The sequence below is a fragment of the Legionella longbeachae genome, from assembly GCF_004283175.1.
GTDB lineage: Bacteria > Pseudomonadota > Gammaproteobacteria > Legionellales > Legionellaceae > Legionella > Legionella longbeachae.
Genome location: NZ_RXNW01000006.1, coordinates 195,873 through 221,378 on the forward strand (window position 1 = coordinate 195,873; position 25,506 = coordinate 221,378).

The following is a 25,506-nucleotide window of genomic DNA, read 5'->3' on the forward strand; positions in this document are numbered from 1 at the left end:
CTCCAGATATTATTGATGTCGAAGTGGGTCATTAGAATAAATGACTCTGTACCCACTTATTAATTATGTGCTTTTGATCTAATGTTTGTACATTAGCAGCCACCCCACCCCCAATCGCCAAGTGTCCCTGGGGAGTACTTTGATTTCTCCATCCTAACAACATGCCTCCATTAGCCATTAATTGGGAGGCATACTCAAGACTTTTCTGTACTGAAACATCATCCGCGGTCACTGCTTGCCCATTACTGTACTTCATTGTGGTAATGGGAATCGTCCTGTATACGCCCTGTAAATGTTGATATTTGGTCTCGGTTAATAACTTTTCAATTTCAAAAATTACAGATGCTTGATTTGATCCTATTGTGCCTGTTTTCCAATCACCTTGTCCATAAGTGTCTAAAATTTTATCTGTTTGCGCTTGATTGGCAGAGTATGTAATTCCAACTGTTTTTGCCCCTTGAGCATGTAACCTGGCTACTTCATCCAAGATGATAATCGCTTGTTCTCTAGATGAAACATCCATTCCATTTTTTTTAAAATCAACCTGGAATGGGATAATGCCGTTTGGTTTTAGCGAAGGCATGGTAATTCCTTGCCATTAAAAATTGTGTTGATAATTTAATCATAGTTTATCCCTTTTTTGTTTTCAATAAAACAACTAAAGCTCGAATTCAGCTTTAAAATGGCAGGTGCTGCTTCGCTACCCATTATTTTGGAAAAACCTGTTGGCTGCTGCTTTTTCTAGGATTAGCTAAGCTTACCAGCCGCCAATTGTTCTAAACAGTCACCGGCCAAGCGAAATTGCAATAGATCGGTGCGTGGATGTGCGCCTAAAAACTCAAAGAATTGAATGGATTTTTTATTCCAGGTAAATGCATGCCCTTCCATGCGGCAACATTGTTTCTCGAGTGCCAAACGAGCAAGATAGGACAATAAAGAAGTGCCCAAACCATGATTTTGATATTTTTCATTCACAAATAAATCTTCCACATAAAGAACAGGGGCACCATCAGCAGCAGAATAAGAGAAGAAATATAAGGCATAACCTGCTGGTTCTTTCTTATATTCAGCTAACAAGATATAAAAATATCTATTTTTACCAAAGCCATGGGCTGCGATTTTATCCAGAGTTAAACTCATTGCCCCAGGCTTTTTACGTTCATATTCCCCTAATTTCTCTACTAGGAAAGCGATCTTTTCTAGATCTTTTTTTGTAGCAACTCGAAGAGTAAATTCCATGTTCCATCCCCTGACACACCCCAAAAAAAATTAATCAAATCGATTTACTGGCTGATGACAATAAGGTGCTTTATGATGTTTCTCATAATAATCTTGATGATATGCTTCTGCCGGCCAAAATGTTTGGGCAGGAAGAAGATGCGTAGCAACTTGATATCCTTTTTTTTGCAACATTTGGATTAATAGCTCGGCTTCGTCTAACTGTTCCTGGTTGTAATAAAAAACAGCGCTTTGATATTGCTGTCCGATGTCAGGGCCTTGTCCTGATTTTTGCGTTGGGTCATGAATTTCGAAAAATCTTTTTAAAACATGATAATAATCTGTTTTGTCTCTATCAAAAATAACCCGCACCGCTTCATAATGCCCGGTATTTCCCTGACACACTTGTTCATAACTGGGCTCCAAAGTAACACCACCGGTATAACCTGCTTCAACTTTAAGAACCCCGAAAATTTGCTTTATAAAATGATCAACCCCCCAAAAGCATCCACCAGCCAAAATGGCCTCTTCAGTGTCTAAAACCTGATTATCGGCGACAAAATCTATAGAAGCTGAATTAACGCAATGGCGCAAATTCTTTTGGGTGAAATATTCCCCGGTAAAAACGTGACCTAAATGAGCCTCACATCGTGAACATAGTATTTCCATACGCTGACCATCACGATCAGGAACCTGCTTTACTGAATGGACAACATTATCATCAAAACTTGGCCAACCACATCCAGAGCTGAACTGACTCGATCCGCGAAATAAGGCCAAACCGCAACGCCTGCATAAATAAGTCCCCTGAGTCACCAGAACATTATAGGCGCCTGTATGAGGATATTCTGTAGCCTTGTCACAAATTATCCTTTTCGCTAAAGGAGTCAAACTGGCTGTCTTATCAAGATAACTGTCCATAATGGATTACCTTCTTTGTTGTCCCTGACAAATTTTATCTGCTAGATATCCTACAGCTCCAGCATAATAGATAGAATTATTATAGTGCAAAATCATCTTATAATTGGGAAAAGCAAGAAAAGTCGGGCCACCCAATGGTTGGACAATACTTGCTTGCAAATTCTGATAGGGTAAAGGCTGTCCATCTTCTGTACGTACCCCTACGGCATTCCATTCGCTTACAGGTTTTACTATTGTTTTACCTGCCATCGCCATATTAAATTTGGGAGGCAACTTGACTTGAATAGCCCAAGGTTCCCCTGTTTGCCAACCATTTTGTTTCATGTAATTTGCGATTGAAGCAAATACATCGGGTTTGCTCCTCCAGATATCCTTGCGTCCATCACCATCATAATCAACAGCATATTTTACCCAACTTGAAGGTAAAAATTGCGGTTGCCCCGAGGCTCCAGCCCACTCACCCTTGAAATCTGCCAAATCCACGTGACCCTCATTAAGAATTCGTAAGGCAATAAATAATTCTTTACGGAAAAATTCTTTGCGATTAGAGTCATAAGCGAGAGTTGCTAATGCCTTTATTACAGGGAAATTCCCCATATAAGTACCATAACTTGTTTCCATGCCCCAAAATGAGACAATAAAACAGGGATTAACCCCATATTGTTTCGCCACTGCATCCAAGACGGCTTGATTACGTTTGTATTCTTTACGGCCAATAGCAATTCTATAGCTATCTACGCGCGTGTTGCGATATTTAATAAAAGTTAATCGATGTTCAGGTTGCGAATGCAAAAGTCCTTTAATTTGATGGCTTGGTTCATGGATGTTTGCAAATGCTTCATCAAAAATTTCAGGGGAAATCCCTTGTTGTAAGGCTTCTGCTCTAACTCCAGCAACCCATTGATTCCAATTTTGTTGTGCAAAGGCAACATGATGTACCAGAACATATACTATCGCAGCAAGTCCCCATTTTTTCATACTTCATCCCCCTGATTATTTCTGTTACCTTCGTTTTTTATTTTGCTTGCTTTATTCATTACTTCGTGTTGAACCAAAGCCCAATTTACTGTTTTATTATACTATGCAACATTGCCTTTCCGTGAGGCACTGAACCCTCTACACAAGTCTAGATATCAGGTCTAGCTCTACTCCTTGACGTTCTGCAGCTTGTCGACGCAATCCAGGAGTCCTGCACTATAACACAAAACTCCGCAGCCAAGCTGCGAGGCATATCGCCAAAGATGTGCCCTGGAAACAGCGTCAAGAGAGACTCTATTAACTTTTAAAGTCTTTGGCACTCTTAGAGTATACAGTGACTATTAAAGCGCTTCCATAAATGCAACCAAATCAGTCTTTTCATCTTTTGTTAATTGTAACTGTAAAACCAAATTAAAAAACTCTACGCTATCCGCTAAAGTAAGCAGGCGTCCATCATGCAAATAGGGAGGAGAATCTTTAATACCTCTCAAAGGAAATGTTTTTATAGGCCCATCACCAACGGCTCTCATACCATTAATTGTTTGTGGCTGATAAAATTTCTCTGTTTGCAAATTATGCATGGTATTGTCCGTATAATAAGGAGGGGTATGGCAACTGGAACATTTTGCCTTACCAAAAAAGAGTTCCTGGCCGCGTAACTCTGCCGGAGTTGCTTTAGCAGGATCAAGTTTCCCTTCCCAATTTAATTTAGGTGCAGGAGGAAAATCCAGTATTTCCTGAAATTCCGCCATGAAATGAACCTGACTGCCACGTTCAAGGATATTAACCCCTTTTTTGGTTGCAATAACAGGATCACCATCAAAATACGCCGCTCTTTGTTCAAACTCGGTAAAATCTTCTACTGTCTTCAAAGCACGTTGCGAGCCAAATAATCGCTGGATGTTGACTCCACGCAAGGTTGGCGTATTGATACGGTGCCGAAATTCCTGGGGTCTAATATCACCCACCAAATGGGTTGCTTTGTTAGTATGGCCATTAGCATGGCAATCAAAACAGGCCACTCCTCGACTGGGCTTAACCGTACGCCTGTCTTCTGTTTGGTTAAATTGTTGCTGCATAAAAGGAGTGACTAATAAACGTAATCCTTCTAATTGCTTAGGATTTAATAATCCATTGAATAGCTCGTAATAATTTTCAATAGTTACTACTTTACCTTTGGACACATCACCCAGATCAGGTCTGGTGGTTAAATAAATAGGGGCGGGGTAAGGCGGTAAAAAATGATCTGGGATGTCAAAATCCAAATCAAAACGAGTTAAATCCCTATCTTCCTGTTTTTTAATTTCATCAATAACAAATTTAGGGAATAACATCCCACCCTCTGGATGATTCGGGTGGGGCAAAGGTAAAAATCCCTGAGGAAAAAGACCTTTAGCTTTAATTTCTTCTGGACTCATTTTTGCCAACTGCTCCCAGGTGAGGTTTTCAGGAAGCTTCACTCGCACACCTTCCTGCACAGGTTTTCCATTAGACATTTTTACGGTTTGAGAAGGATTATTACTCAAATCATAGCGCTGTTTTAAGAGTTCTTGCTGACGATCATTCACTCCTTGTTTCGCAAGGCTCATACGCTGCAAAATGCTTTGAAAACTCTCATGGATATCCACTGGCATATAACTTGAGGGAAGTGAATTAGTTGGAGAAGCAGGTGGGGTATCTGCATAAACTAAAGAACAAAGACTAGCAGTTAATACACCTACTTCTAAAAATTTTTTTAACATAGTTCAAGTCCATTTTATGATCAAAGAATTTTTTCATCTTAAGGTACTTATACATTCGGTGCAATAGAGAAAAAAACCAGGCGTACGTCTAGGGCATTTTGGATGTTGATTGTTCCTTAATTGATTGCAGCAAATCGTCTATTGCTTTTAAGACAACTTTCACTGCAGCAACCTGCTTCACATCAGGACGGTATACCATGCATAAAGGCTTAACATACGTTGGCGTGTCTTCAATCATTTTTAATTGATCTTTAAAATGAAGTTCAATGTAGCACTTTGGCAAAATAGCAGCTCCGTGATTGTTAATTGCCATCGCCGCCAATGCTTCAATTTGATCCACATTACAAATACGCGGAGCAGGCCTATGTTGGCGCAATTTCTGCAATTCGTTCAATAGGGAGTGCACTAGAGGAATTTTTAAATCGGCTAAAATTAACAACTCATCCGCATATAGATCAACTTCTTTATTTTGTTTACAAGAGGACCAAAAGGCAAATTCAGTCTCAGCAATCTTGCGAATTATGACATTAGCATGGGGATAAGGATCCGTCATAATACCTAAATCTACATTGCCTTCGATTATGTGTTGCATAATGTCAGCAGATAACCCGTGTTTGAAATGAATTTCCAGCTCTGGATATTGCAACAATAAGTTAGAGCTCATTTTCGACATATAGGAACAAAGTGTAGAGTAGCATCCTATAGTTACTTTCCCCTTAATATTCTGGTTCGTTTCTTCAATTGTTGTGGTTAAGGAATTCCATTGGGTTAACAAACTCTCAAAGTTCTCGAATAATTTATTACCTGCTCGAGTTAAAGTAACGCCCTGGGTATGACGTATAAATAAATTTGTATTCAGTAATTGCTCGAGTCTTTTTATGGAAAAACTCAATGAAGGTTGGCTTATATGCAATTTTTTAGCAGCTCTACTAAAATTTGATTCTTTAGCTACTTCATAGAAATAAATTAAATCACTTGCAGAAGGTAACATCGATTAATCCTTTTATTCGATTCCGTGCTTCGTGTCCTGGAAGCTCCATCATGTGGCGTGAGGCTATAAATTTTATTTATATCCTCTATAAAAATTCTATATTTTACATAGCAATAGCTCCTCCTTAAACTTTTTTTTGCAATTATTTAAGGAGTAATGAATGAAAATATTAAACAAAGTAGACACAATTATCATAGGCGCAGGTCCTTCCGGTTTATCCGCTGCCAATGTTTTAAAAAAGCATGAAAAATCAGTATTCATTCTGGAAAAGGAAGCTCAAGCCGGAGGTAAATGCCATACCTTTACCGATCCCTTAAATAAAAACAATAAAACCGAATGGGGGGCTGCTTTGATTGCGCCAAACTACGGTAGGGTCATTGATAAGATGCAGGAAAAACGATTAGCTTGGGAGCAAGTATTACCAACGGATCTCAGTACTGTTCCTTTTGATAAAAATTTAAGCCAAATGGGGCTCCTGGAGAAAGGATTTTGGGGGATGGAATTTGCGAATGAAATGTTCATTTTTGCCAAACATGCTAAAAAATATCAACGATTAAGAGATAAACATCAGGATCTCCCCGAAGATTATAAAATTCCTTTCAGAGACTTTGCCAAAAAATATAATCTGGAAAAAGTAAATGAATTTTCCTATCTCTTTGTTCCCGCCTTTGGTTATGGCCTTATGGAAGATTGTCCTGCCTACGCCGTTCTTGAATACTACGGCACTATGACGCTACCTGATCTGATCATTCCCAAACTCTTTGGAATGCAAGGCCTACTTTGTGTACAAAATGGCTTCCAGGAGTTAATGGAGGCCATAGCTGCTGATTTTAATATTAGCTATAAATCGAATATCCAATCCATCATAAGAAATGGTGAAGGCATTACCGTTATTTTTGAATCAGATGATGGCCTGCAAAGCATCAGTGCAAACTCTTTGGTTCTTGCTATTTCGCCATTGCATTGGCCCACATTAGGAATGAAACTTACTGAGACAGAGCAAAAATGTGTCGATAATCTGAGTTGGTATCAATACCCTGTCGCAGTAGTTAAATTGCTTGGCTATCCTGCGAATCATTATTATGAATATGCGGGTCTTAATGCAGAAGGATTAGAACATTTAGCGCTAATCACTACGAGAGACAATCGCGACAATCCCGAAGACGGACGTTTATGCACTGCGTATATTAATTTAAAACCCAGTCAACTAAATAAGAGTACAGACTTTGTTTTTACTCCGGAAAAAATAAAGCAATTAAAATCAGAACTCTTGCAGGTACCCGGTGTAACCGATGTAGATATTTTGGAAACTAAAGTTTGGAAGGATTATATGTCAACCCTGCCTTGGGAACTTCGTCTGGAATTGGATAAAAACCAAATGCACGCCCAGACACTTTATGTCGGACCATATACCCTTGGTGGCTTTGAAGATGTTGCTTGTGTTTGGGAGCAATCTCATAAAGCAACCAAAGAATACATTTTGCACAAACACCCCAAACCCTCATCCCTGAAAAAAGAAGTGAATAGGAACCTTTTCTTTTTTACATCAGGATATCAAAAACCCTATGATGGACAGGAAATAACGTCACCTTATCATCATTCGCTGTCTTAAGCGCCGCTACCTTGTCGAAGCTCAATCGCTGCGCAGAGAAATTACTGGTGCCAGTTTTGCCGCTCGCCGTGCAGGATAAAAGCCAAAGAAAATCCCTGTTGCAGCAGATACTAAAAAGCCTGCTACAGGAGGAAGAACATAGATTGAAAAATTCCAGCCACTAAAATAGGCTAAAATACGTGTGACAATTAACCCTAAAAAGACGCCAAGCACGCCACCTAATAGAGAAAGCATGACCGATTCCGCTAAAAATAGCGCTTGAATTTCGCTATTTTTAGCGCCAACAGCCTTACGGATACCAATTTCTTTTTTACGTTCGCTAACCGAGACCAACATCACATTCATTACCCCAATCCCGCCTACTAAAAGCGAGATACCACCGATTACTGCAAGTAACAGGGTAAAAATCTGCCCTTGGCTTTCCATACTGGCAATGATTTGTTTAGGACTACGGGTAAACACATTTAATTTAGGTGCTGCGGATCCAATGATTTGTTTTATTTCTTCAATTACTTCATCAATAGGACTATCCGGTCTTAATTTCAAAATCACATTATTCACTTTGGCATCTTTACTGATTAGGTTAATCCCGGCCAAAGGGACAATCACCGCCTGATTGATGTCTTCATTAAAGAAACCATTTTCTTTCCAGGGTTCAGCTATTCCGATAATAGTATATAAAGATCGTCCTATTCGTAATTGCCTGCCTATGGGTTCATCAAAACTAATTTCTTTTATTTGTCGTGCTAAATTCGCCCCAATAACACAGTAGTGTTCATAAGAGTCAACAAAAGAAACGAAATGCCCTGCAGCTAGTTTGATGTTAACAATTTTGGCCAAATGTTCATTGGCCCCAATTACTGCTCCTTGCATCGATTTCCCTTGATAGCTTATAGGCTGGTATGCGGTACTATAAGGTGCCATATCCATAATGTAGGGGATGCGATCAGACAGTTGTTCCCATTGTGCTACAGAAACTGATTCCTGGTTACCTTGACCTACAGTCTTGGAGTACACGGCAACTGAGAGCAAATCGGTTCCCAATGCTTTAAATTGTGCCAAAGCTTTTTCTGTAGCCAATTGCCCACAACTAATTAAAGCGACAACAGCAGCGGTACCGACTAGAATGCCTAAAATAGCCAAAAATGAACGTAATTTAGCCGCGGTCAAGTTGACTAAAGCTTGCTGGCAATGCCCAGAAAACTTCATCACACCGCCTCCGTTGTTACCACACCATCCACAAGCGTAATCCTTCGCTGGCAAAGTGCGGCAATTTGCTCATCATGAGTAATCATGATGATACTCCGGCCTTGGGCATGTAGGGACAAAAATAAATTCATCACGTCATTGCCTGTTCGCGAATCAAGCGCACCCGTAGGTTCATCTGCTAAAATCACTTGGGGTTCCGTGACCAAAGCACGCGCTATAGCAACACGTTGTTGCTGTCCCCCTGATAATTGTGTAGGTCGATGCCTTGCATATTGATGCATACCCACACAATCAAGAGCCGCGAGAACCCTTTCTTCAATTTCAGCGGCATGAACACCACGATAAATTAAAGGCAATGCTACATTTTGCTTGGCACTAAACCGTGGTAGCAAATTAAATTGTTGAAAAACAAATCCTATATTTTGATTCCGTAACTCTGCAGTTTGATCATCAGTTAAGGCGGCTACATTGCGGTTGTTTAACAAATAAATACCACTATCCGCTTTATCTAATAAGCCCATAATATTCATCAGCGTGGATTTACCTGAACCAGAGGCGCCTACGATGGCAAGAAGATCGCCTTCATAAACGTTAAGGGATACTTCTTTTAAAATAGTGGAACTAATTCCATCAAGATGATAGGTTTTTACAATATCAGTAAGTACCATTAACGGCTGCTTTTTTTTGTCCCTATCCGTATCCTTACTGCCTCCCTGTACCATCCTCTTTTCACATGGTTTAGATGGGATATTACTCATAAACCACCACATCACCGGACTTTAAGCCTGCTTCAATAAGTACTGAATCTGATTGAGCCGCACCTGTAGTAATCACGCGTTTTTCAATAGAACCTGATTCATTTTTCACGTGAACAATACTTTGCCCTTTTTCACGTTTGATTGAAGCAATAGGTATCACTAACTGCTTTCCATTATCCACATTTAATTCTATAGAAGCACTCATACCTACTTTAATCCATTTTTGTTGCTCTGCACTTAGTTTTCGTACTTCAACCACTGCCGTAAAAAATGGAAGCCCGTTATTATTAGAAGCTTGTGCATTCACAGCAACCAACTTCCCATGTAATTGATATTTACCAAAAGCAACCCCACTGACTGTTGCATCCATACCTGCTTGCACCTGGGTAATATCAATTTCAGGAACATCAATTTCAATACTGATTCCCGACAAATCACCGATTAATCCAATCACCTGGCCTGATTTCACCGAGGAGCCTACAGAGACGCGTACACTCTTGTCCTCTCCTGCTTTAGGGGGATAGAGCAGCACCCCATCATTTGGTGCTTTTAAATGAATCAAATTGTGGTTTGAGGCCAAAATATTTTTTAGCCTGTCGAAGTCAGCTAAACTTAATGAGGATATATTTTGTGCACGATTTTCATCTAATCGTTCCAACATCTCTGTCAGTTTACGTGTGGACTGCATCAGGGTAACCCGACTTGTATCCACATTTGATTTTTCACTCAAGTAATTATTTTTTGACAGCAGGCCTGAATCCCATAAATCCTGGGTTCCCACAAATTTGGCCTTGGCAATGGTATAACTGTCTTTGGCCTTTAAATACTCTGTTAATGTGTCATTAAACTGTCTTTGTAATTCCGTTGAATTTAAGGTGACAATTACATCCCCTTTTTTAACTATTTGCCCATAATGAAAGTTCATGGTTTCAACCACTGCCTCGATTGGGCTACTGAGAGTACTTTCATGTAAGGGCTGAACTGTTCCTGTAAAATGCAATGACTTATGAATAGGGCGTTCCTGAACTTTATATTCATGCAAAACAGCCGTTGTCTTTCTCTGTTCCTGATGTTGTCCACATGAAGACAAAAATAAGCATATCATTAAGATGATTACGCTCGTTAATTGATTGAAATACCTATTCATCCACCATACCTTAATTTAATTTGCCAATGCTCCAGTGTTGTTCCAAGAGTTCTTTGCAGATTTGATATTTGATTCAAATAAGCAATTTTTGCATTGATTAATCCTGCTTGTGCTTGAATTAATTGATTTTGCGTGTTGTTTACATCCAATGCGCTGGAAATCCCCGCCTGTTGTTTTTTCTTTTCCAAGGCATAAGACTGTTCTGCCAATTTCACTTGCTTTTGTGCCAATTGATAACGCTTGGCCAAGCTATTGATATTATTGATGATATTTGTGATGTTGGTCATTAAGGCTCTTTTAGCAGCAAGCAGCGCCAAGCGGTCTTTTTCCAAACGAACTTTGGCACTGATTAATTGATTCCGTCGCTTGAGATCATGTAATGGTACCGTTAAGGTCAACCGCGCTGTTTCAGTCACATTATTACCATCATAAATACCGCGCACTCCCCCACTAGCCCCGGTAACATCATTTACAACGCCACTTTGTATGTTTGCTCCTAAATCTAATTGCCATAATTGTTGGTTTTTAGCAACTTTATAAGCACGCTCATCAGCACGCAAGGCAACTTTATAGGCTAAATATTGAGTATTGTTATTTAAAGCATACTCAATCGATTGCTTTAAATCAGGAACGGTAAGTTTGTCTAATACTACATCGCTAGGTACTGATATATGCATTTCTGGATCAAGACCTATGGTCTGTAACAAATCTTGTGATGCGGTTTCAAAATCATTTTCTGCTTGCTCAACCATCAAACTTAAAGATTCAATTTGATAAGATTGTTGAATATTACCTGTGGGCTCTAATTGCCCTGCTTTTATTTTCTTTTCATTGATTTCATAAGACTTTTGGGCTTCTTTTAATTGCAAACGCTGATTTTGTAAGTTATTACCACTGAGAATCAGCATCCGATAAGACATGATGACCTGGGTCACTTGATCCGCTACTGATTGCTTTAAATTTAATTTATTCAACCACTCAGCATCTTCAGCATTTAAAAGCGCTGCTTCATTTACAGCTTTTCCAAAACCACGTAATAGAGGCTGTGTTAACGAAAAATTTAATACAGGATTATAGCTGTTGTTTCCATTAAGATTATTATCAATCCCGAGCTTTGCCGAGGTACCCAACTTTGTATTTAAATTAAATTCAGGGGTGCCTAGAAGTGTGCGGTTTGTACTGGAGCCAACACCGGAGTAAGTGCTTTTCTGAATTGCTCCTGAGGCCCCTATAGCGTATTGTAGCTCAAACTCATTATAAGCCAAGCGCAGCTGGTAGCGCTGGACAATACGATCAAGCTCGACATTTTGAATATTAGGGTTATAGCGCAAAGCCAATAAAATAGCCTCTCGTAAACTTAGTTGATGGATGGTTTTATTACGGGAAGCAGGGGATGTAGGCAGCTCTATCCAGTGTTTTAACATAAATTCAGGATTTTCTATTGCTTTTTGCAAACGGTCTTCAGCTTCTTTTATTGACGAATTTTCCACAGCAGGGATGGACCAAATCTGGCGCGTAAACAAGGAAATAAACAAAAAAAGCAGTGCTCCCTTTTTTAAGATCATTTTTTGTTCCACACTGCAAATCGCTGCCTGTCCTGCAAACGTAATGCGGTTAGTTGTCCTCCCCAGAGACATCCAGTATCTATGGCATGAATTTTAGGATTTGGGCATTTTCCCATTAAAGCTGCCCAATGCCCAAAAACAATATCGCACTCTATTTCTTTACGACCTGGTACATCATACCAAGGATAAAGATTTGCTGGCGCTTGCGCAAGGGTTCCCTTATAACCCAACTCTAACCGACCATTTGCATCACAAAAACGCATCCGCGTAAAATAATTTGTTATCGCTCGCAGCCGCTCTATTCCAGTTAGATCATCAGACCAGAGCTCAGGTTTATTACCATAGATATGTGCTAAAAAATCACGAAAATGATCACCGGCAAGAGCGTCTTCTAGTTCTTTAGCCAGTTGCATTGCCTGGGTTAAATCCCATAAGGGAGCTATCCCTGCATGACACATCACGACGTTAAGCTCTGCTGAATAATGTAAAATAGATTGCTTTCTTAACCAATGACCTAAGTCCTCGCTATCAGAAGCATTTACCACCTCCTGTAAGGTATCATCATGCTCGCGCCAAGGCCTTCCGCCAAATAATGAGGCTAATAAATGCAAATCATGATTCCCTAATGTGATTATTGGCGTAAGGGGTAGGGAACGAATAAAGCGTAGAACAGCCAAAGATTCCGGACCACGATTTACCAGATCACCAACAAACCATAGGCGATCTGTTTTTTCATCAAACTCGATTAATTCCAGTAATTTCTGCAAAGGCCTGTAACAGCCTTGTACATCACCGATTGCATAATCAGGCACCGTTTTTTGCTCCCGGCCTTAGCACATTATGTTCATTTTCAACAGCCTGCCATTTTCCAGTTGCATTTAATTTCTGCAATGAAGTCACCAAACCACTATTTTGTTGTGTAAATTGACTGTTGAACTGAGCTTTATGAATCAATTCCGTAGCCGACATACTCTCAACCTTCCCGGTATTCATATTTTGCACTTTGACTGATGCAGGTAAAGCAAGCGCATATTTAGAAAAGATGATACCTGACTCTATCTTTCCTTTAAGATCATATCGGCTTATGACACTTCCATCAGCAGCGCGGCTGTGAAGTGCTAAAGCCAAAAATCCATTTTTTGCAGCTTGCCAGTTTTTATATTCAGGATGCTCCCGCACAAATAGTTGATATATTTCAGGACACATCAACATCCCGCCAGGCACCATAAATAAAGGTGCTTTATTAATCATAATACGGCCTTCATCTAAAGATTTGATCATCCATTTGATGAACTCCATTCCTATTGCCTGTTCTTTTTCCAATATCGATTCTGGCTGACCACCGGAAAATGTGGCGGCACGATACCGTCCTCCCCCCTGGGCTGAAACAGTTCGCCCCATAAACTCAAGTAAATAACGTTGAATTGCAATTGCTTCGGCATGAATTAATATCGCACCTAAAGTACCGGCGGAACGCTCGTCTTCATTTAATAAAGCCAACCAAACCGCTAAAACTTCGGGAGTAGAAGCAATCCAGTTAAAACCACTGACAGGCATCAATGTCCTGGCCATCAATAAATTAAGTCGACGGCGCAGATCAACTTCTGACTCTTTTTGAAATTCATAAAAATAATAAACACCTGTACTTGTCAAATTCTCAAGTAATGGATTCCATTCTTTTAAAAATTGGCCATTTGTATCATAAAGCCCAATTCGGTAATCCGCATATAATTTGCCGATACCTTGCAATAAAGCTGCGGAATAAAGTGCATATTGCCAAAGTTTTTGCTCTTCAGACATTGCTGCAGGTTGGTCGAGTAACATAAATTCTTGAAATAAGCCAAGTGCTGCTTCAGTACGATTTAAGGCATGATCGACTAATCCACCAGGCTGCGAATAATAGCTGTGTGTTGTTTCAGGCAGATTTTGGCAATACTGAACAAGATTATCGACAAGAGTACCGCATAAACTATCATAGCGTGACGTTTCCAAACCCGAAAAAACTCTCATTTTTTCGAGCAATATTTGCCTTCTTTCTTCCGATAAAAAAATGTTGGCATTCACCATGCGTGTTAAATCTTTCAAAGATTTGCCTTGCGAGGACAAGGAACCTTTACGTTGACGTTGAAACAAAGCCATCTCCATAATAATTTAGTAACTCCGACCAAAAAAAATCAATCCTCAATAGTTAATTTTACACTAATTGGAAATAAATTTCGCTAGTTGAACATATTCCGAGATAGAAATTTGTTCTGGTCTTCTACTTCCATCAATACCCAAATCATGTAATTGATCTGCAGTTATTAAGCCCTTCAAGTTATTATTTAGCGTCTTGCGACGCATGGCAAACGCATGGGCCACCAAATACTCCAGTCGCTCCACAGCAATCTGTTCAAAAGGTGAAATGCGGTGGGGGACCAGACGAACCACAGCAGAATCAACCTTGGGTTTGGGATCAAAAGCCTCGGGAGGCACATCAAATAAATGCTCCACAGTACAATGGTACTGAAGCATAACGGTTAATCGTCCATAAGCCTTGCATCCTGGTTGGGCTGCCATCCGTTCAACGACTTCTTTTTGTAACATAAAATGCATGTCTTCTATAGAGGCCGTAAACTTTAGTAAATGGATGAGCAATGGAGTAGAAATATTATAAGGCAAATTGCCTACTACCCGTAAATTGGGGCCAAATTGATTATAATCAAGTGTTAATGCATCAGCAGCAATCAAATGCAATTTATCAGCAATACCCGATAATTCAGTCAGATATTTTTGCAAATCAGTATCAATTTCAACAGCGGTTAGATGATTTAGGTAGCGCAGTAATGACTGAGTCAGCGCCCCCAAGCCAGGACCGATCTCAAGCATATTATCTTGCGGTTGGGGATTTATCGCATGCACAATACGGTTAATAATATGTTGGTTCTGGAGAAAATTCTGTCCAAACCGCTTACGAGGACTATGCTTCACTTTAATTCATCTCCAAAGAGTAAAAAAGAATTATATCGTGCCTCGATCTTAAAAAGTAGTCCGATAATAAAATGAGCGTAATCATTAATTAAGTTTCAAAAATGGGAATTTACCTTTATTGAGTTGATAAATTTGTATGGCGTAAGCTTCTGGAAATGGTGTAAAATTCGTCCATTATGAAAAAGGCTGGAATTATTATGGCTTATAGAAAAATGTTAAAATCAAAAATCCATCGTGCTTGCGTAACAGAAGCTGATTTGGACTATGAAGGAAGTATCACGATTTCTCCGGAACTTCTTAAAGCAGCTAATATTTTACCTTATGAAGCAGTTAATGTCTGGAACATTACCGCAGGAACCCGTTTTGAAACTTATGCAATCACGGGCAAACCCGGCTCAACCGAAATTTGTGTTAATGGTGCAGCTGCGCATTTAGTCACACCTGGGGATTTAATTATTATCGCTTCGTTCTCCCAGGTATTAGAAGAAGATTGTGCAAGCCTGGTTCCAACCGTGGTTTTTGTTGATCAGTTCAATCGGCTAAGAGAAATTAGACCCGAGAGGATTGGCGTTAAAAATCAAGAAGTTACTAGCGCTTAGAACTACTGTCCTTGATTTAAAGAATCTATCTTATTCCTATCTCCCGCGATGTATTCGCGGGATCCAGAAATCCAAGCCAGATATGAACCATAGCTTATTAAACCATCTATTAGAATTGCGTCGTCGAGGACTACAAACCCTAATTTGGTTTATCGCATTATTTTTCATTTTCTTTTTCCAAGCCAATCATTTATTTCAAGCCCTGGCTAGCCCCTTACTTGACACCCTATCTCCAAAAGAAAGTGTCATTGCCACCCAAGTAACATCGCCTGTGTTTACTCCATTAAAACTTGCTGCTGATGCCGCAATGTTACTAAGTGCCCCATTTGCCTTATTCCAATTCTGGTGTTTCATTAGCCCAGGACTGTATAAAAAAGAACAAACTATTCTACGCACTGCACTCATATTGAGCCTCATCCTTTTTTTTGTTGGCGTATTATTTTGTTTTTACCTGGTTTTGCCATTCATGTTTCATTTTTTTGCCCATTCCTTACCTAAAGGAGTACGCTACATGCCGGATATGGGCTATGCATTGGATTTTATCACCCGGATGCTGATGACATTTGGATTTTGCTTTCAGGTACCCTTAATCTGTTTTGTACTCGTACGCTTAAAAATCATCGATGTAATGACTTTAAAAAAAATCAGGCCTTATGTTATTGTAGGCGCTTTTATAGTAGGCATGTTACTTACACCACCTGATGTTTTTTCTCAAATTATGTTAGCGCTCCCTCTTTGTTTGCTCTACGAAACAGGAATCATTTTATCGGTTTGCTTTACGGACTAAATATTAAATTTTTCCCAATAGTAAAAACCAAAATCAGCAACACCGACTTAATCATTAAAGTAGGATGACAAGAACCCGCCTTAAAATTTACTGTATTCCTGATCTTGCCTTTAACATCAAGCGTTTCTGCTGAGTCTCTGTATGGGGGAAGTGAAAAATCCTGGCCATTAAAGCAATGTCCTATTTTAGAACTTGATTGTATTGGCCTTTGATTCGAATATAAAATTGGAAATGAACCCCTACTGATTTCCCAGGGTCATAAAATGAAGGGAATAGGTACTTTTGTAATAATAAGCGAATTAAGCTTATGGATTTCATTAAATATCAGCATCATACATAGTTACGCCCTGAGGGCAAAGACTGGGCTATTTTGCTAAATCCGACCATTCAGGGCTCCCTTTGCACGGCCCAATAATTTGATATTTATTGCGATAAAAAAATAAAATTAAATCACTATAGAAAATTCAGGCTTTGTTTGGTTAAAATAAGCACACTATTTTTTATCCTAGTGCTCAAAAATAAGGAACCCTGGAATGTATGATAAAACCCAAGATATGGCTTCTATAAAACACGCGGGCTCATTGAAAATAATTAATTCCGCTACCAACAAATCAGATGGGTTTCGTTTATATACTTGCGTCCCAGTCCATCATGATACGGAAGGAAGGGTAGTAAAAATCTTAGATCCAGAAATAAGATTTAAAGCGAATAAAAAATTTAATGGAAAAAGTGTTGGCTTGGCAATCCAACAAAAAAACTCTCCAGTGTGCTTCCAAATCATAATGAATATAATCAATAAAACTATTCTCGATGACATTCAATTGGCGCAACACAAACATAAATCATTTATTAATCAATTGTGGAATGGATTAACTTATGAACATAAATTAAACGTAATAAAGGCTATTTATGAGAAAAAACCTTTTTTGCTTTCAAGTAAAGAAAGTGTCTCCAACACCATTATAGAAGGTAATAACGCAAAAGAATTTTTTAATATTGTTTGTCATAATTTCCCTATTGCAACACCATCAACTGTACCCCCTGAACATGCATCACGCATTATTTTTATTAATGCCGATGTATATGCAAAAAGGCAGGGCAAAGAGAGTGTATCCGCATATACTACAAACCATCCAGATGAATGCTGTATTGTTCATAATAGATCAGCCTTGGAAAATGTTCTAAAGCTGCATGAAGGAAAAGACCAAACCATTACTTTAGTCATTTTTGCAGATAATAACATTAATAAAGAGAAAACTTGTTTGGATTGGACACTTGAAACTGTTGGCAATAAGCTTGGCCAGATAGTCAAGGCACATCCATGTATTGGCCATTTAAACCTGTTTACTTGTTATAGTGGTTCATTAGATGTAACAAGGCTCGAAGAGGCTTCATGTTTTGAAAAAAGTGATGGGGCACAGGATCTGTCACGATCGTTATCGGTCTATCCCAAGAGCTCCCTCCCTGAAAATAACCCTTTTGAAATCGGGACTATCGCCCATCAAATTTGCCAGATAATTTTTCCCGCCATACATGAAAAAAAACGGGGACCGGTCGCCATCTCTGCTTCACCACGTTACATCCATTGTAATGAATCACGATTTATTGGCTCTTCCGAGGGAACTCCGTATTATCAACATCGTTTTTTTACTGAGGAAAGCCCTCTTCTACATTATAAAAGAATAACCGCATTTATTGGAGAACCCCTATTATTCGAAGGAATATGTTTATCTAAATCAATTGAGCAAAAAAATAGCCACTACCAAGTGACATTAGCTAAAAAAGACACTAACATAGCGCCCCAAGATAATGGGCAACTTTTACCATACAGTTTTTTTAAACGTTCAACTAAAGAATCAGCACCTAATACCATGAGCAAACATAGTTTGCATCAGCACATTTAGAAAAACTAAAATAAGTCGGGGATTTGCATGAAGGCTTAAGCGTTTGAACCGTTTGTTTCTTGCCTGGCTTCGACTTATCTCCAGCGTCCCTGAAGAGGTGAAAAATTTGAATATCCATAGTTACATAGGTTGAAATAAATGCCCCATCTAGATCTAGCTCCGCTAAGAAGAGGAGAACTCCGATTAATTAATCCTACGAGCGCCAAACGGGATGGATTTCGTTTATACCTCTGCACTCCAGTTCCTTATCAAGAGAACACAGACGATGGTAATGAAAAAGAATTACCGACGGAAATACGATTTAAAGCAAATAGAACTTTAGGTGAATTTCACATCCATGAAGAAATTAAAAAGAAAAATTCTGCATTTTGCTTCCAAATTATCATGAATATTGTCAATCAAGTAATCTTGAGTGGCATTCCAATCAAAAAATACAGGCATACTGCGTTTATCGATACATTATGGAATGGCTTAAATGAGGCTCATAAAAAAGAAATCGTACAAACCATTTATGAGAAGAATCCATTATTATTGAATAAAAAAGCAACCGTATACGAAAAAATCATTGGTGGTGGTAATAATACACGGGAGTTTTTTAATCTCGTTTGTCAAAACCATCCTATGGTTTATCCTGATACCGTAGATCCCCCAAAAGCATCCCATGTAATTTATATTACAAACAGAGACTTAAACTCAAAGGAAGGCATTGACAGCCTATCAATCTATATGCGAAAGCATCCTGGCAAATGCTGCATTGTCACTAAAAAAAATGCTTTGTTACAGGTTTTAAATCATCATAAACATGAAAATCAAACCATAACTTTGACAATTTTTGGCCATAACAATATTGATAAAAGCAAAACATATTTAGACTGGACTCTTGGAACTGCTGGAGAAGAGCTTGGCAAATTATTAAATAAGTATTCTTGTATCGGGCATCTAGATATGTTTACTTGCCATAGTGGCTCATTAAATAGTTCCAAGTTACACAATGCCATATTCTACGAAAAAAGCACGGGAAAACTAGATTTAACACGATCGCTTTCCGTTTATCCTCAGGGCGCTTTAGCCGAAAATAACCCATTTGAAACAGCGACTCTTGCCTACCAAATTTATAAAGTCGTTGCCCCCAAAATCCATGCCCACGAAAGAGGCCCCCTGGCTATGACTTTTTCTCCTGTTTTTATATTCGCAAAAGACCATCAATTTATTGGCACCTCCCATGAATATATAGATTCTTTTAATGAAACAAATCCTCTTTTACATTATAAAAAAATCACTACTTTTATTGGAAACGAGTTTTTATTTGATGGGGTTTGCTTATCAAAATCAAATCATCATAAATCGAAACGCCATCAAGCCGTTCTAAACAATAATGAAATCACGCAACAAAAAAAATTATCCACCCACTACGCTTTTTTTAATAAATTATTATCAAAATCTGAGAGCAACTTTTGCAGTCAGGGTAAAATAAATACTTTTTTCGACAACTCACTATAAATTCAATAGCCATCCCATGCCTGAATTAAAGTCATAGTGCAAATAGACAAAGTATCAGGCTGGATTTCCTTAATGCACGCTATTGAATTAAGCAACTTGTCATTGTTCCTTACGAAACCACATAGACGTTAATTTAAGGAAAATTTGACAATAGCTTGAGTAGCAAAAGCCCCCCCTGTTAGAACAGGGGCTCTATTGAATCCATGTATTCAAGTTAACGTTTCAAACCCTGTTTATTGTTTTTTAGGCCTTGCGTAAGGTGGCTTAAGGAAACTCATCCCCTTCTGCAAAGTGGCAAGTATTGAATTGATGCGCTGCGGGTTGTCCGGCGTTGTTGGGAAAATATACTACAATTATAGATTAATAATATTTAAGTAATGGATTACCAATTATGTACTGGCTTGCTGGCGAGATCCCTTCATCTACTCTGGAGGCTCCTGAAATGCTTACCTGGAAATAATATGAAACCGAATTTTTCAGCAAGAATAGTCTCTTTACAGGAGGTTTATCTCGCAAGTTATAAACTTAGCTTACTTATCATGAACTCATCCTATAGTTTTGATACAGTGATTGCTATTGCACGAGGTGGATTTCCAGTTGCACGCTTTATTTGTGATTTTTTAAATATCCATCATTTAGGATCTATACAAGTCAAGCACTACACGGCTGGGGCTACGGAATTGGAACAAACGCAAATCATTGCGCCGGTCAATACCGTGGTCGAAGGCAAAAAAATATTGCTTATTGATGATGTCAACGATACGGGGAAAACATTAATCACCGCATGTAACCATATCCAGGCCATGCATCCTGCTTTACTTAAAACAGCTGTTATTCATGAAAAACCAAACACCGTATTTAAAGTCGATTTTGTGGCTGAGAAAACAACCGAATGGAAGTGGTTAATCTATCAATGGGCGGTTGCCGAAGATGTTCTTGCCTTTCTTCATAAAGATAGGATGTTGGATGAAAGTGAAGAAGTTGCGCATGCTCATTTAGCTGAAAAATATAAACTCAGTATAGATAAAAAATTTTTTCATGACATTTTGCAATTAAAGGGAAACTATTACGGGCTCCCTGGCGAGGAAGGTTAACATGCCAGTAAAATCCCGGATAAAAATTTTTTTAGGCGGCGATGTAATGACAGGCAGAGGCATTGATCAAATATTGATACATCCTGCTGAACCGCAAATTTACGAATCTTATATTCAAGATGCAAGAGATTATGTTTTGCTTGCTGAACGCATCAATGGAAAAATCCCCCGCTTTAAGCGTGGGGATTACTTGTGGAGCGATGCTTTAAAAGAACTGAATCGCCGACAGCCAGATGTAAGCCTTGTTAATTTGGAAACAAGCGTGACGCGTGATGGTAGCCCTTGTATTAATAAAGGGATCCAGTATCGAATGCATCCAGAAAATATTGATGCTGTAACAGCAGCAGGAATTAATGCATGTTCCCTCGCCAACAACCATATCCTGGATTGGGGGATTAGTGGTTTTCATGAGACGCTTGAAACGTTAAATAAACAATCTATCGCTCATGCAGGCGCAGGACACAATATACATCAGGCACAAGAACCTGCCATTCTTTTCATTCCCGGAATGCCTGGACGAGTCTTGATTTTCTCAATGGGGACAAGTTCCAGTGGTATTCCAAAGGATTGGGGGGCTAGTGCAACTCAATCAGGCGTTTGGTTACTTAACGATCTGGGTACTGAAACGCTGAAACAAGTAAAAAAGACGATTGAATCCTATAGGCAACCAGAAGATTTTTGCATTATCAGTATTCATTGGGGCGAAAACTGGGTAGAGCAAATCCCGTTACAACACCAGGCTTTTGCCCATAATCTCATTGATTCAACAGGGGTAAACCTAATCCATGGGCACTCTTCCCACCACCCTATAGGTATCGAGTTATATAAAGATACCCCTATTTTCTACGGTTGTGGTGATTTAATTAATGATTATGAAGGTATCACTAGCCATAAGGAGTTCAATAGCAATTTATGCCTGATGTATTTTTTGGAATTTGATACTGCGATATTAAAGTTGCAACAACTTGAATTGATTCCTTTAGAGAGAAAAAAATTCAAACTAAACTATGCCAATGATAAAGATTGCCAATGGCTATTGAAGGCATTACAGAAACAATCCGCACCTTTTGATACTCATTTTAAACTAAGAAATAATGTCATTTATGTATAAGGTAAAATATGGGAATAACAATTGGTCGCCTAAAGTAACTGAAATGGGCCGGTCTATCGTTTGTTCCTTTGTGCCATAACCAATTTAGGAGCAAGGAGCCATGAAAATGTATAAAAATATTATGCTAGCGCTTGATTGGAATAATAAGATATCTGAGTCCCTGATAGAAGAAGTAATAAATCTTACCAGGGGTCAAATAACTAATGTGCGAATCATCCATGTGATTGATGAGAGCTTTGTCAATTATGGTGGGCCACCATTTGACTATGTTTCAATTATTGCGTCCTGGAGGGAAGATGGTGAAAAGTTATTAAATGACGCGGCAACAAAAATAGCCAGCCAATCACCTGCTAAAGTTGATACGTTAATTCTGGAGTTAAAACCATTGCAAGGAAGGGTAGCCGAGGTAATTGTTGAAGCAGCAAAAGAATGGCCTGCAGACTTATTAGTTGTAGGCACGCATGGCCGGCGTGGCTTTAGCCGCCTCTTTCTCGGTAGCGTGGCAGAAAATATTGTTCGTATTGCCCCAACACCAGTGCTTCTTGTGCGTGGCACTGATGGATAAGCACAAAGGAGGCATTTTTATTAAGTATAATTCCTGATAAACTTAATAATCAAAAATACAGGTATGGCAGCAATATCAGCTTTGGCTAAGTCAACGAAGTCGGACTTGGCGCAGTGTCTTGTTCTTGTGCCATTAGCGGCGTAGTATTTTTATTTTTCCGGCGCTCAGTTGCAAAAAATCTAAAATTGTCGAGTATCGAACCCACTACTTTTTCCGCCTCTTCTGCTGAGTCAAACCTGCAATAATGGCTGCTGAATGCCAGTAATGCGGCATTAAAAGATTGATAAATATCGGCAGCTAAGACCGGAGTAATGGATGAATTAAAGCGAATATGTGCCCCATGATTTCCATCGGAACGATTAGAGCAGATAATACTGCCTTCATAATTTTTAATCACTTCATGGGCTTGTGCCAAACCTCTTCCATGACCGCCTAATTTTGATCGTCCTATTTTTTCAGAAATAATGGCGGATTGCCCTGCTAACTTAACGGCATAATCGAGATGAGTCGTATCTTTACCTAAAAATTCTGGTGAAAATCCACTCCCATCATCAAACACACGTATTGATGCGTTCCCACTTGACTCATCCTCAATAAACAATGTGTTCGCATCTGCATCAAGTGCATTTTTGAGTAATTCACTCAAGCTGACTAACACCACATGGTGCGCGGCGGTCATGCGATCAACTCCAATAGTCTGCTCAAAAAAAGCTTGGACTTGTTCTTTGTATTCTTGAATACATAGTTCCCAGGACAATAGGGAACTGAAACTACCCTTTTTTAAGGAAACCAACTCTAAACTTATCATTAAATCTCCATGCCTCGTGATTAGACAATCGTTGTATTGGAATAGGAAAATGCCAGCGCTTGAGCACGTTTGCTAATTATTGAGCAACGCATCCGGGGTCAATAGTACATAAAATGCGTCGATTAGTCGATTGTTTGCATTTGTGTAACAGGCAGCACCCCTCTTGAATTAAGAATATGTCCTGTTTGTTGCAACCATTTTTGCGATACCCTTTTTTAAGGTATAGTAATTGTTACAGCCCCTACACTTTCAGGATGAACCTATGTGCTTTTCAGCTTCTGCCAGTTTTACTGCTGCTGGTGTTATTGGTGCTGTTGGTATTTGTTCTTTGCTCAAAGCACGTACTTATCCCTTATTTCTATTTGCACTAACCCCATTATTTTTTGCTGTACAACAAGCTTTGGAAGGCATTGTTTGGATTACATTAATGCAGGGCGATTCTATGAGCCCTTTAAACAACATAGGGGTTTATGGATTTCTATTTTTTGCAGGTGCCTTTTGGCCAATTTGGTTATCGGGTTGTTTGTATCTTTTAGAAGAGGATAAAAAGCGTAAAAACTTACTCCTTATTGTTTTTATCATTGGCATTATTGCTGCGAGTAAAATTTTATTTCGCCTGGTCGCCCATCAGCATACCGCCGTTATTAGCGACCACCATATTGATTACCCCATGTTTGCCTTAACCTATAGCGTTTCTTCTCTGAAACATGTTTTCTATTCCTATACCCTCGATATAGTTTTAACGATAGCATACATCATAGCCGTCATTACCCCATTTTTTATTTCCAGTATTAAGGGCATGTGGATTATTGGTGCGATAACGATTATCGGTTTTATTGTCGCTGCAGTTTTTTATGCCTTAGCCTTCGGATCGGTGTGGTGCTTTTTTGGCGCCCTATCCACAATTGCTACTTATTACATAGTCGTCAACTATACAAAATTGCATGCTAATGCGTGATTTAATTATCAAGGCAGGTATCGATTGGCCGTATCTATTTTAGTGATGGCATTGCTCAAGGAATCACTTCCTGATAAGGTAAACAACGAGTCATATTCGTTAGATTAGGTGAGCGATGCTGAGGCAATTGATTGATCATACTCCATTTTGGTGGGTAGTGGTTATTTTTATCTGTTTTCTTGTTTTTACTACCCTAAGCGCAGCATTTATTTCCTCTCGTTTTTTTTCTTTAGCTAATGATAAAGATCATTTTGAACGCTCCAATTCAATCATTGCCATCCTAAGCGGTGGATTCTCTGTATTATTGGCGTTTGTTATTATCACTGCCTGGAATTACCTGTTAAAAGCGCAGGATAATGCCGCCCAGGAAGCTAATTCACTCGCAGTCATGATGCGCAATATTGCCGTGTTTCCACAGGAAGCCCAAATAAAACTTTCAAAGGCCATCCGTGATTATACGGTTGCCGTAAGGGTAGATGAGTGGAAGAGTATGGAAGCGGGGAAAGAGAGTCCATCGGCTGCCAATGCATTTATAGGGTTATACAAAAGCATGCAGTCCTTTACACCTAAGACTCAATTAGAAAAATTGTATTATTCACAGGCACTACACAATCTAAATAGCATCCATAAACTGCGGCGAGACAGGATGAACCAATTACATAGTGTTATCCCCAGCAGGCTAAGTGGGGCCCTCATTATTGGCTCCTTTGTTTTAACATTGACCTTGGGGTTTATCCGGGGCAGCTCAAAGTTTATCGATGTAATTCCTATCATCGTGGTGGCAGTGGTACTGGGATTTAATTTGGGGATTGCGTTTAGCCTGGACTTCCCTTTTTCAGGCGATATCTCGGTAAAAAATGATTTCTTTTACCATGGTGTCCTAAATACTTTCCATGATTAAAATCAATACAATGAATTAAGTTTAAACCACATGTTAAAATATTGCCATTGCGATAATTTTCTCCCAATGGCATAAAAGGAGAACTGGCTTCCTGGTTTTAATGATTAAACGGGTTCTCGCTAAGATGAGGTATGTCGCAGCATATTTAGCTTATCTTAGTAAGATCGT

At 39.1% G+C, this 25,506-nt stretch carries 24 protein-coding genes; 10 read left to right on the top strand and 14 right to left on the bottom strand.

The annotated features are described in order from the left end of the window. Positions 1–31 precede the first annotated feature (31 nt). The 6 genes from EKG34_RS08010 to EKG34_RS08035 all read right to left on the bottom strand — a co-directional run bounded on the left by EKG34_RS08010 (position 32) and on the right by EKG34_RS08035 (position 5,850). Positions 32–583, bottom strand: a complete 552-nt coding sequence (locus EKG34_RS08010; protein WP_003633565.1) for a hypothetical protein — start codon at positions 581–583, stop codon at positions 32–34. Between the two features lie 164 nt (positions 584–747). Then, positions 748–1,239 carry a GNAT family N-acetyltransferase gene (locus tag EKG34_RS08015; RefSeq protein WP_003633567.1) on the bottom strand — a complete coding sequence of 164 codons (492 nt, stop codon included), beginning with the start codon at positions 1,237–1,239 and terminating at the stop codon, positions 748–750. Between the two features lie 30 nt (positions 1,240–1,269). After that, entirely contained in the window at positions 1,270–2,139 is an 870-nt protein-coding gene (locus tag EKG34_RS08020) for a bifunctional methionine sulfoxide reductase B/A protein (RefSeq protein WP_003633569.1), read from the bottom strand. Positions 2,140–2,145: 6 nt separating this feature from the next. Next, positions 2,146–3,117: a lytic murein transglycosylase gene (locus EKG34_RS08025; protein ID WP_003633571.1), complete on the bottom strand. Its 972-nt coding sequence runs from the start codon at positions 3,115–3,117 to the stop codon at positions 2,146–2,148. Between the two features lie 341 nt (positions 3,118–3,458). Further along, positions 3,459–4,859 carry a hypothetical protein gene (locus EKG34_RS08030; protein WP_003633573.1) on the bottom strand — a complete coding sequence of 467 codons (1,401 nt, stop codon included), beginning with the start codon at positions 4,857–4,859 and terminating at the stop codon, positions 3,459–3,461. An 88-nt stretch (positions 4,860–4,947) separates the two neighbouring features. Beyond that, positions 4,948–5,850, bottom strand: coding sequence for a LysR family transcriptional regulator (locus EKG34_RS08035; protein ID WP_003633575.1), 903 nt, complete (start codon positions 5,848–5,850; stop codon positions 4,948–4,950). A 160-nt stretch (positions 5,851–6,010) separates the two neighbouring features. On the opposite strand from EKG34_RS08035, the gene EKG34_RS08040 reads away from it, so the two are divergent. Next, a complete protein-coding gene (locus EKG34_RS08040) occupies positions 6,011–7,462 on the top strand; it encodes an NAD(P)-binding protein (RefSeq protein WP_003633577.1) in 1,452 nt (483 codons plus the stop codon). Between the two features lie 21 nt (positions 7,463–7,483). On the opposite strand, the gene EKG34_RS08045 is transcribed toward EKG34_RS08040, so the two are convergent. The 7 genes from EKG34_RS08045 to rsmA form a co-directional block, all read right to left on the bottom strand. Further along, a complete protein-coding gene (locus EKG34_RS08045; protein ID WP_003633579.1) occupies positions 7,484–8,671 on the bottom strand; it encodes an ABC transporter permease in 1,188 nt (395 codons plus the stop codon). Beyond that, positions 8,671–9,339, bottom strand: a complete 669-nt coding sequence (locus tag EKG34_RS08050; RefSeq protein ID WP_003633581.1) for an ABC transporter ATP-binding protein — start codon at positions 9,337–9,339, stop codon at positions 8,671–8,673. The genes EKG34_RS08045 and EKG34_RS08050 overlap by 1 nt, the downstream gene beginning before the upstream one ends. An 82-nt stretch (positions 9,340–9,421) precedes the next feature. Next, positions 9,422–10,576: an efflux RND transporter periplasmic adaptor subunit gene (locus EKG34_RS08055; protein WP_080619840.1), complete on the bottom strand. Its 1,155-nt coding sequence runs from the start codon at positions 10,574–10,576 to the stop codon at positions 9,422–9,424. Continuing rightward, the gene (locus tag EKG34_RS08060) at positions 10,573–12,141 is read right to left on the bottom strand and encodes a TolC family protein (protein ID WP_003633585.1); all 1,569 of its coding nucleotides are present in this window, start codon (positions 12,139–12,141) and stop codon (positions 10,573–10,575) included. The genes EKG34_RS08055 and EKG34_RS08060 overlap by 4 nt, the downstream gene beginning before the upstream one ends. Next, the gene (locus EKG34_RS08065) at positions 12,138–12,953 is read right to left on the bottom strand and encodes a symmetrical bis(5'-nucleosyl)-tetraphosphatase (protein ID WP_003633587.1); all 816 of its coding nucleotides are present in this window, start codon (positions 12,951–12,953) and stop codon (positions 12,138–12,140) included. The genes EKG34_RS08060 and EKG34_RS08065 overlap by 4 nt, the downstream gene beginning before the upstream one ends. After that, entirely contained in the window at positions 12,946–14,286 is a 1,341-nt protein-coding gene (locus EKG34_RS08070; protein WP_012978742.1) for a conjugal transfer nickase/helicase domain-containing protein, read from the bottom strand. The genes EKG34_RS08065 and EKG34_RS08070 overlap by 8 nt, the downstream gene beginning before the upstream one ends. Before the next feature lie 54 nt (positions 14,287–14,340). Further along, positions 14,341–15,111 carry a 16S rRNA (adenine(1518)-N(6)/adenine(1519)-N(6))-dimethyltransferase RsmA gene (gene rsmA / locus EKG34_RS08075; protein ID WP_003633592.1) on the bottom strand — a complete coding sequence of 257 codons (771 nt, stop codon included), beginning with the start codon at positions 15,109–15,111 and terminating at the stop codon, positions 14,341–14,343. 197 nt (positions 15,112–15,308) lie between these two features. On the opposite strand from rsmA, the gene panD reads away from it, so the two are divergent. The 7 genes from panD (at position 15,309) to EKG34_RS08110 (ending at position 22,671) form a co-directional block, all read left to right on the top strand. Further along, positions 15,309–15,710 (top strand): aspartate 1-decarboxylase, encoded by a 402-nt coding sequence (panD, locus tag EKG34_RS08080; protein WP_003633594.1) that lies wholly within the window; start codon positions 15,309–15,311, stop codon positions 15,708–15,710. Positions 15,711–15,792: 82 nt separating this feature from the next. Then, the gene (tatC, locus tag EKG34_RS08085; RefSeq protein ID WP_003633596.1) at positions 15,793–16,497 is read left to right on the top strand and encodes a twin-arginine translocase subunit TatC; all 705 of its coding nucleotides are present in this window, start codon (positions 15,793–15,795) and stop codon (positions 16,495–16,497) included. 533 nt (positions 16,498–17,030) lie between these two features. Beyond that, positions 17,031–18,401 carry a hypothetical protein gene (locus EKG34_RS08090; RefSeq protein ID WP_003633600.1) on the top strand — a complete coding sequence of 457 codons (1,371 nt, stop codon included), beginning with the start codon at positions 17,031–17,033 and terminating at the stop codon, positions 18,399–18,401. Positions 18,402–18,539: 138 nt separating this feature from the next. Next, the gene (locus EKG34_RS08095) at positions 18,540–19,901 is read left to right on the top strand and encodes a hypothetical protein (RefSeq protein WP_012978741.1); all 1,362 of its coding nucleotides are present in this window, start codon (positions 18,540–18,542) and stop codon (positions 19,899–19,901) included. Positions 19,902–20,362: 461 nt separating this feature from the next. After that, entirely contained in the window at positions 20,363–20,995 is a 633-nt protein-coding gene (locus EKG34_RS08100) for a phosphoribosyltransferase (protein ID WP_003633605.1), read from the top strand. A gap of 1 nt (position 20,996) precedes the next feature. Continuing rightward, positions 20,997–22,106, top strand: a complete 1,110-nt coding sequence (locus EKG34_RS08105) for a CapA family protein (protein ID WP_003633607.1) — start codon at positions 20,997–20,999, stop codon at positions 22,104–22,106. 106 nt (positions 22,107–22,212) lie between these two features. Further along, entirely contained in the window at positions 22,213–22,671 is a 459-nt protein-coding gene (locus EKG34_RS08110) for a universal stress protein (protein WP_003633609.1), read from the top strand. Between the two features lie 85 nt (positions 22,672–22,756). On the opposite strand, the gene EKG34_RS08115 is transcribed toward EKG34_RS08110, so the two are convergent. Then, a complete protein-coding gene (locus EKG34_RS08115) occupies positions 22,757–23,479 on the bottom strand; it encodes an ATP-binding protein (protein ID WP_003633612.1) in 723 nt (240 codons plus the stop codon). A gap of 262 nt (positions 23,480–23,741) precedes the next feature. Here EKG34_RS08115 and EKG34_RS08120 point away from each other — a divergent pair, with 262 nt between their 5' ends. Beyond that, positions 23,742–24,437 carry a DUF6629 family protein gene (locus EKG34_RS08120; protein WP_003633613.1) on the top strand — a complete coding sequence of 232 codons (696 nt, stop codon included), beginning with the start codon at positions 23,742–23,744 and terminating at the stop codon, positions 24,435–24,437. A 115-nt stretch (positions 24,438–24,552) separates the two neighbouring features. Next, on the top strand, positions 24,553–25,338 hold the full coding sequence (locus EKG34_RS08125) for a bestrophin-like domain (protein WP_003633614.1): 786 nt from the start codon (positions 24,553–24,555) through the stop codon (positions 25,336–25,338). The last annotated feature ends 168 nt before the right edge of the window (positions 25,339–25,506 follow it).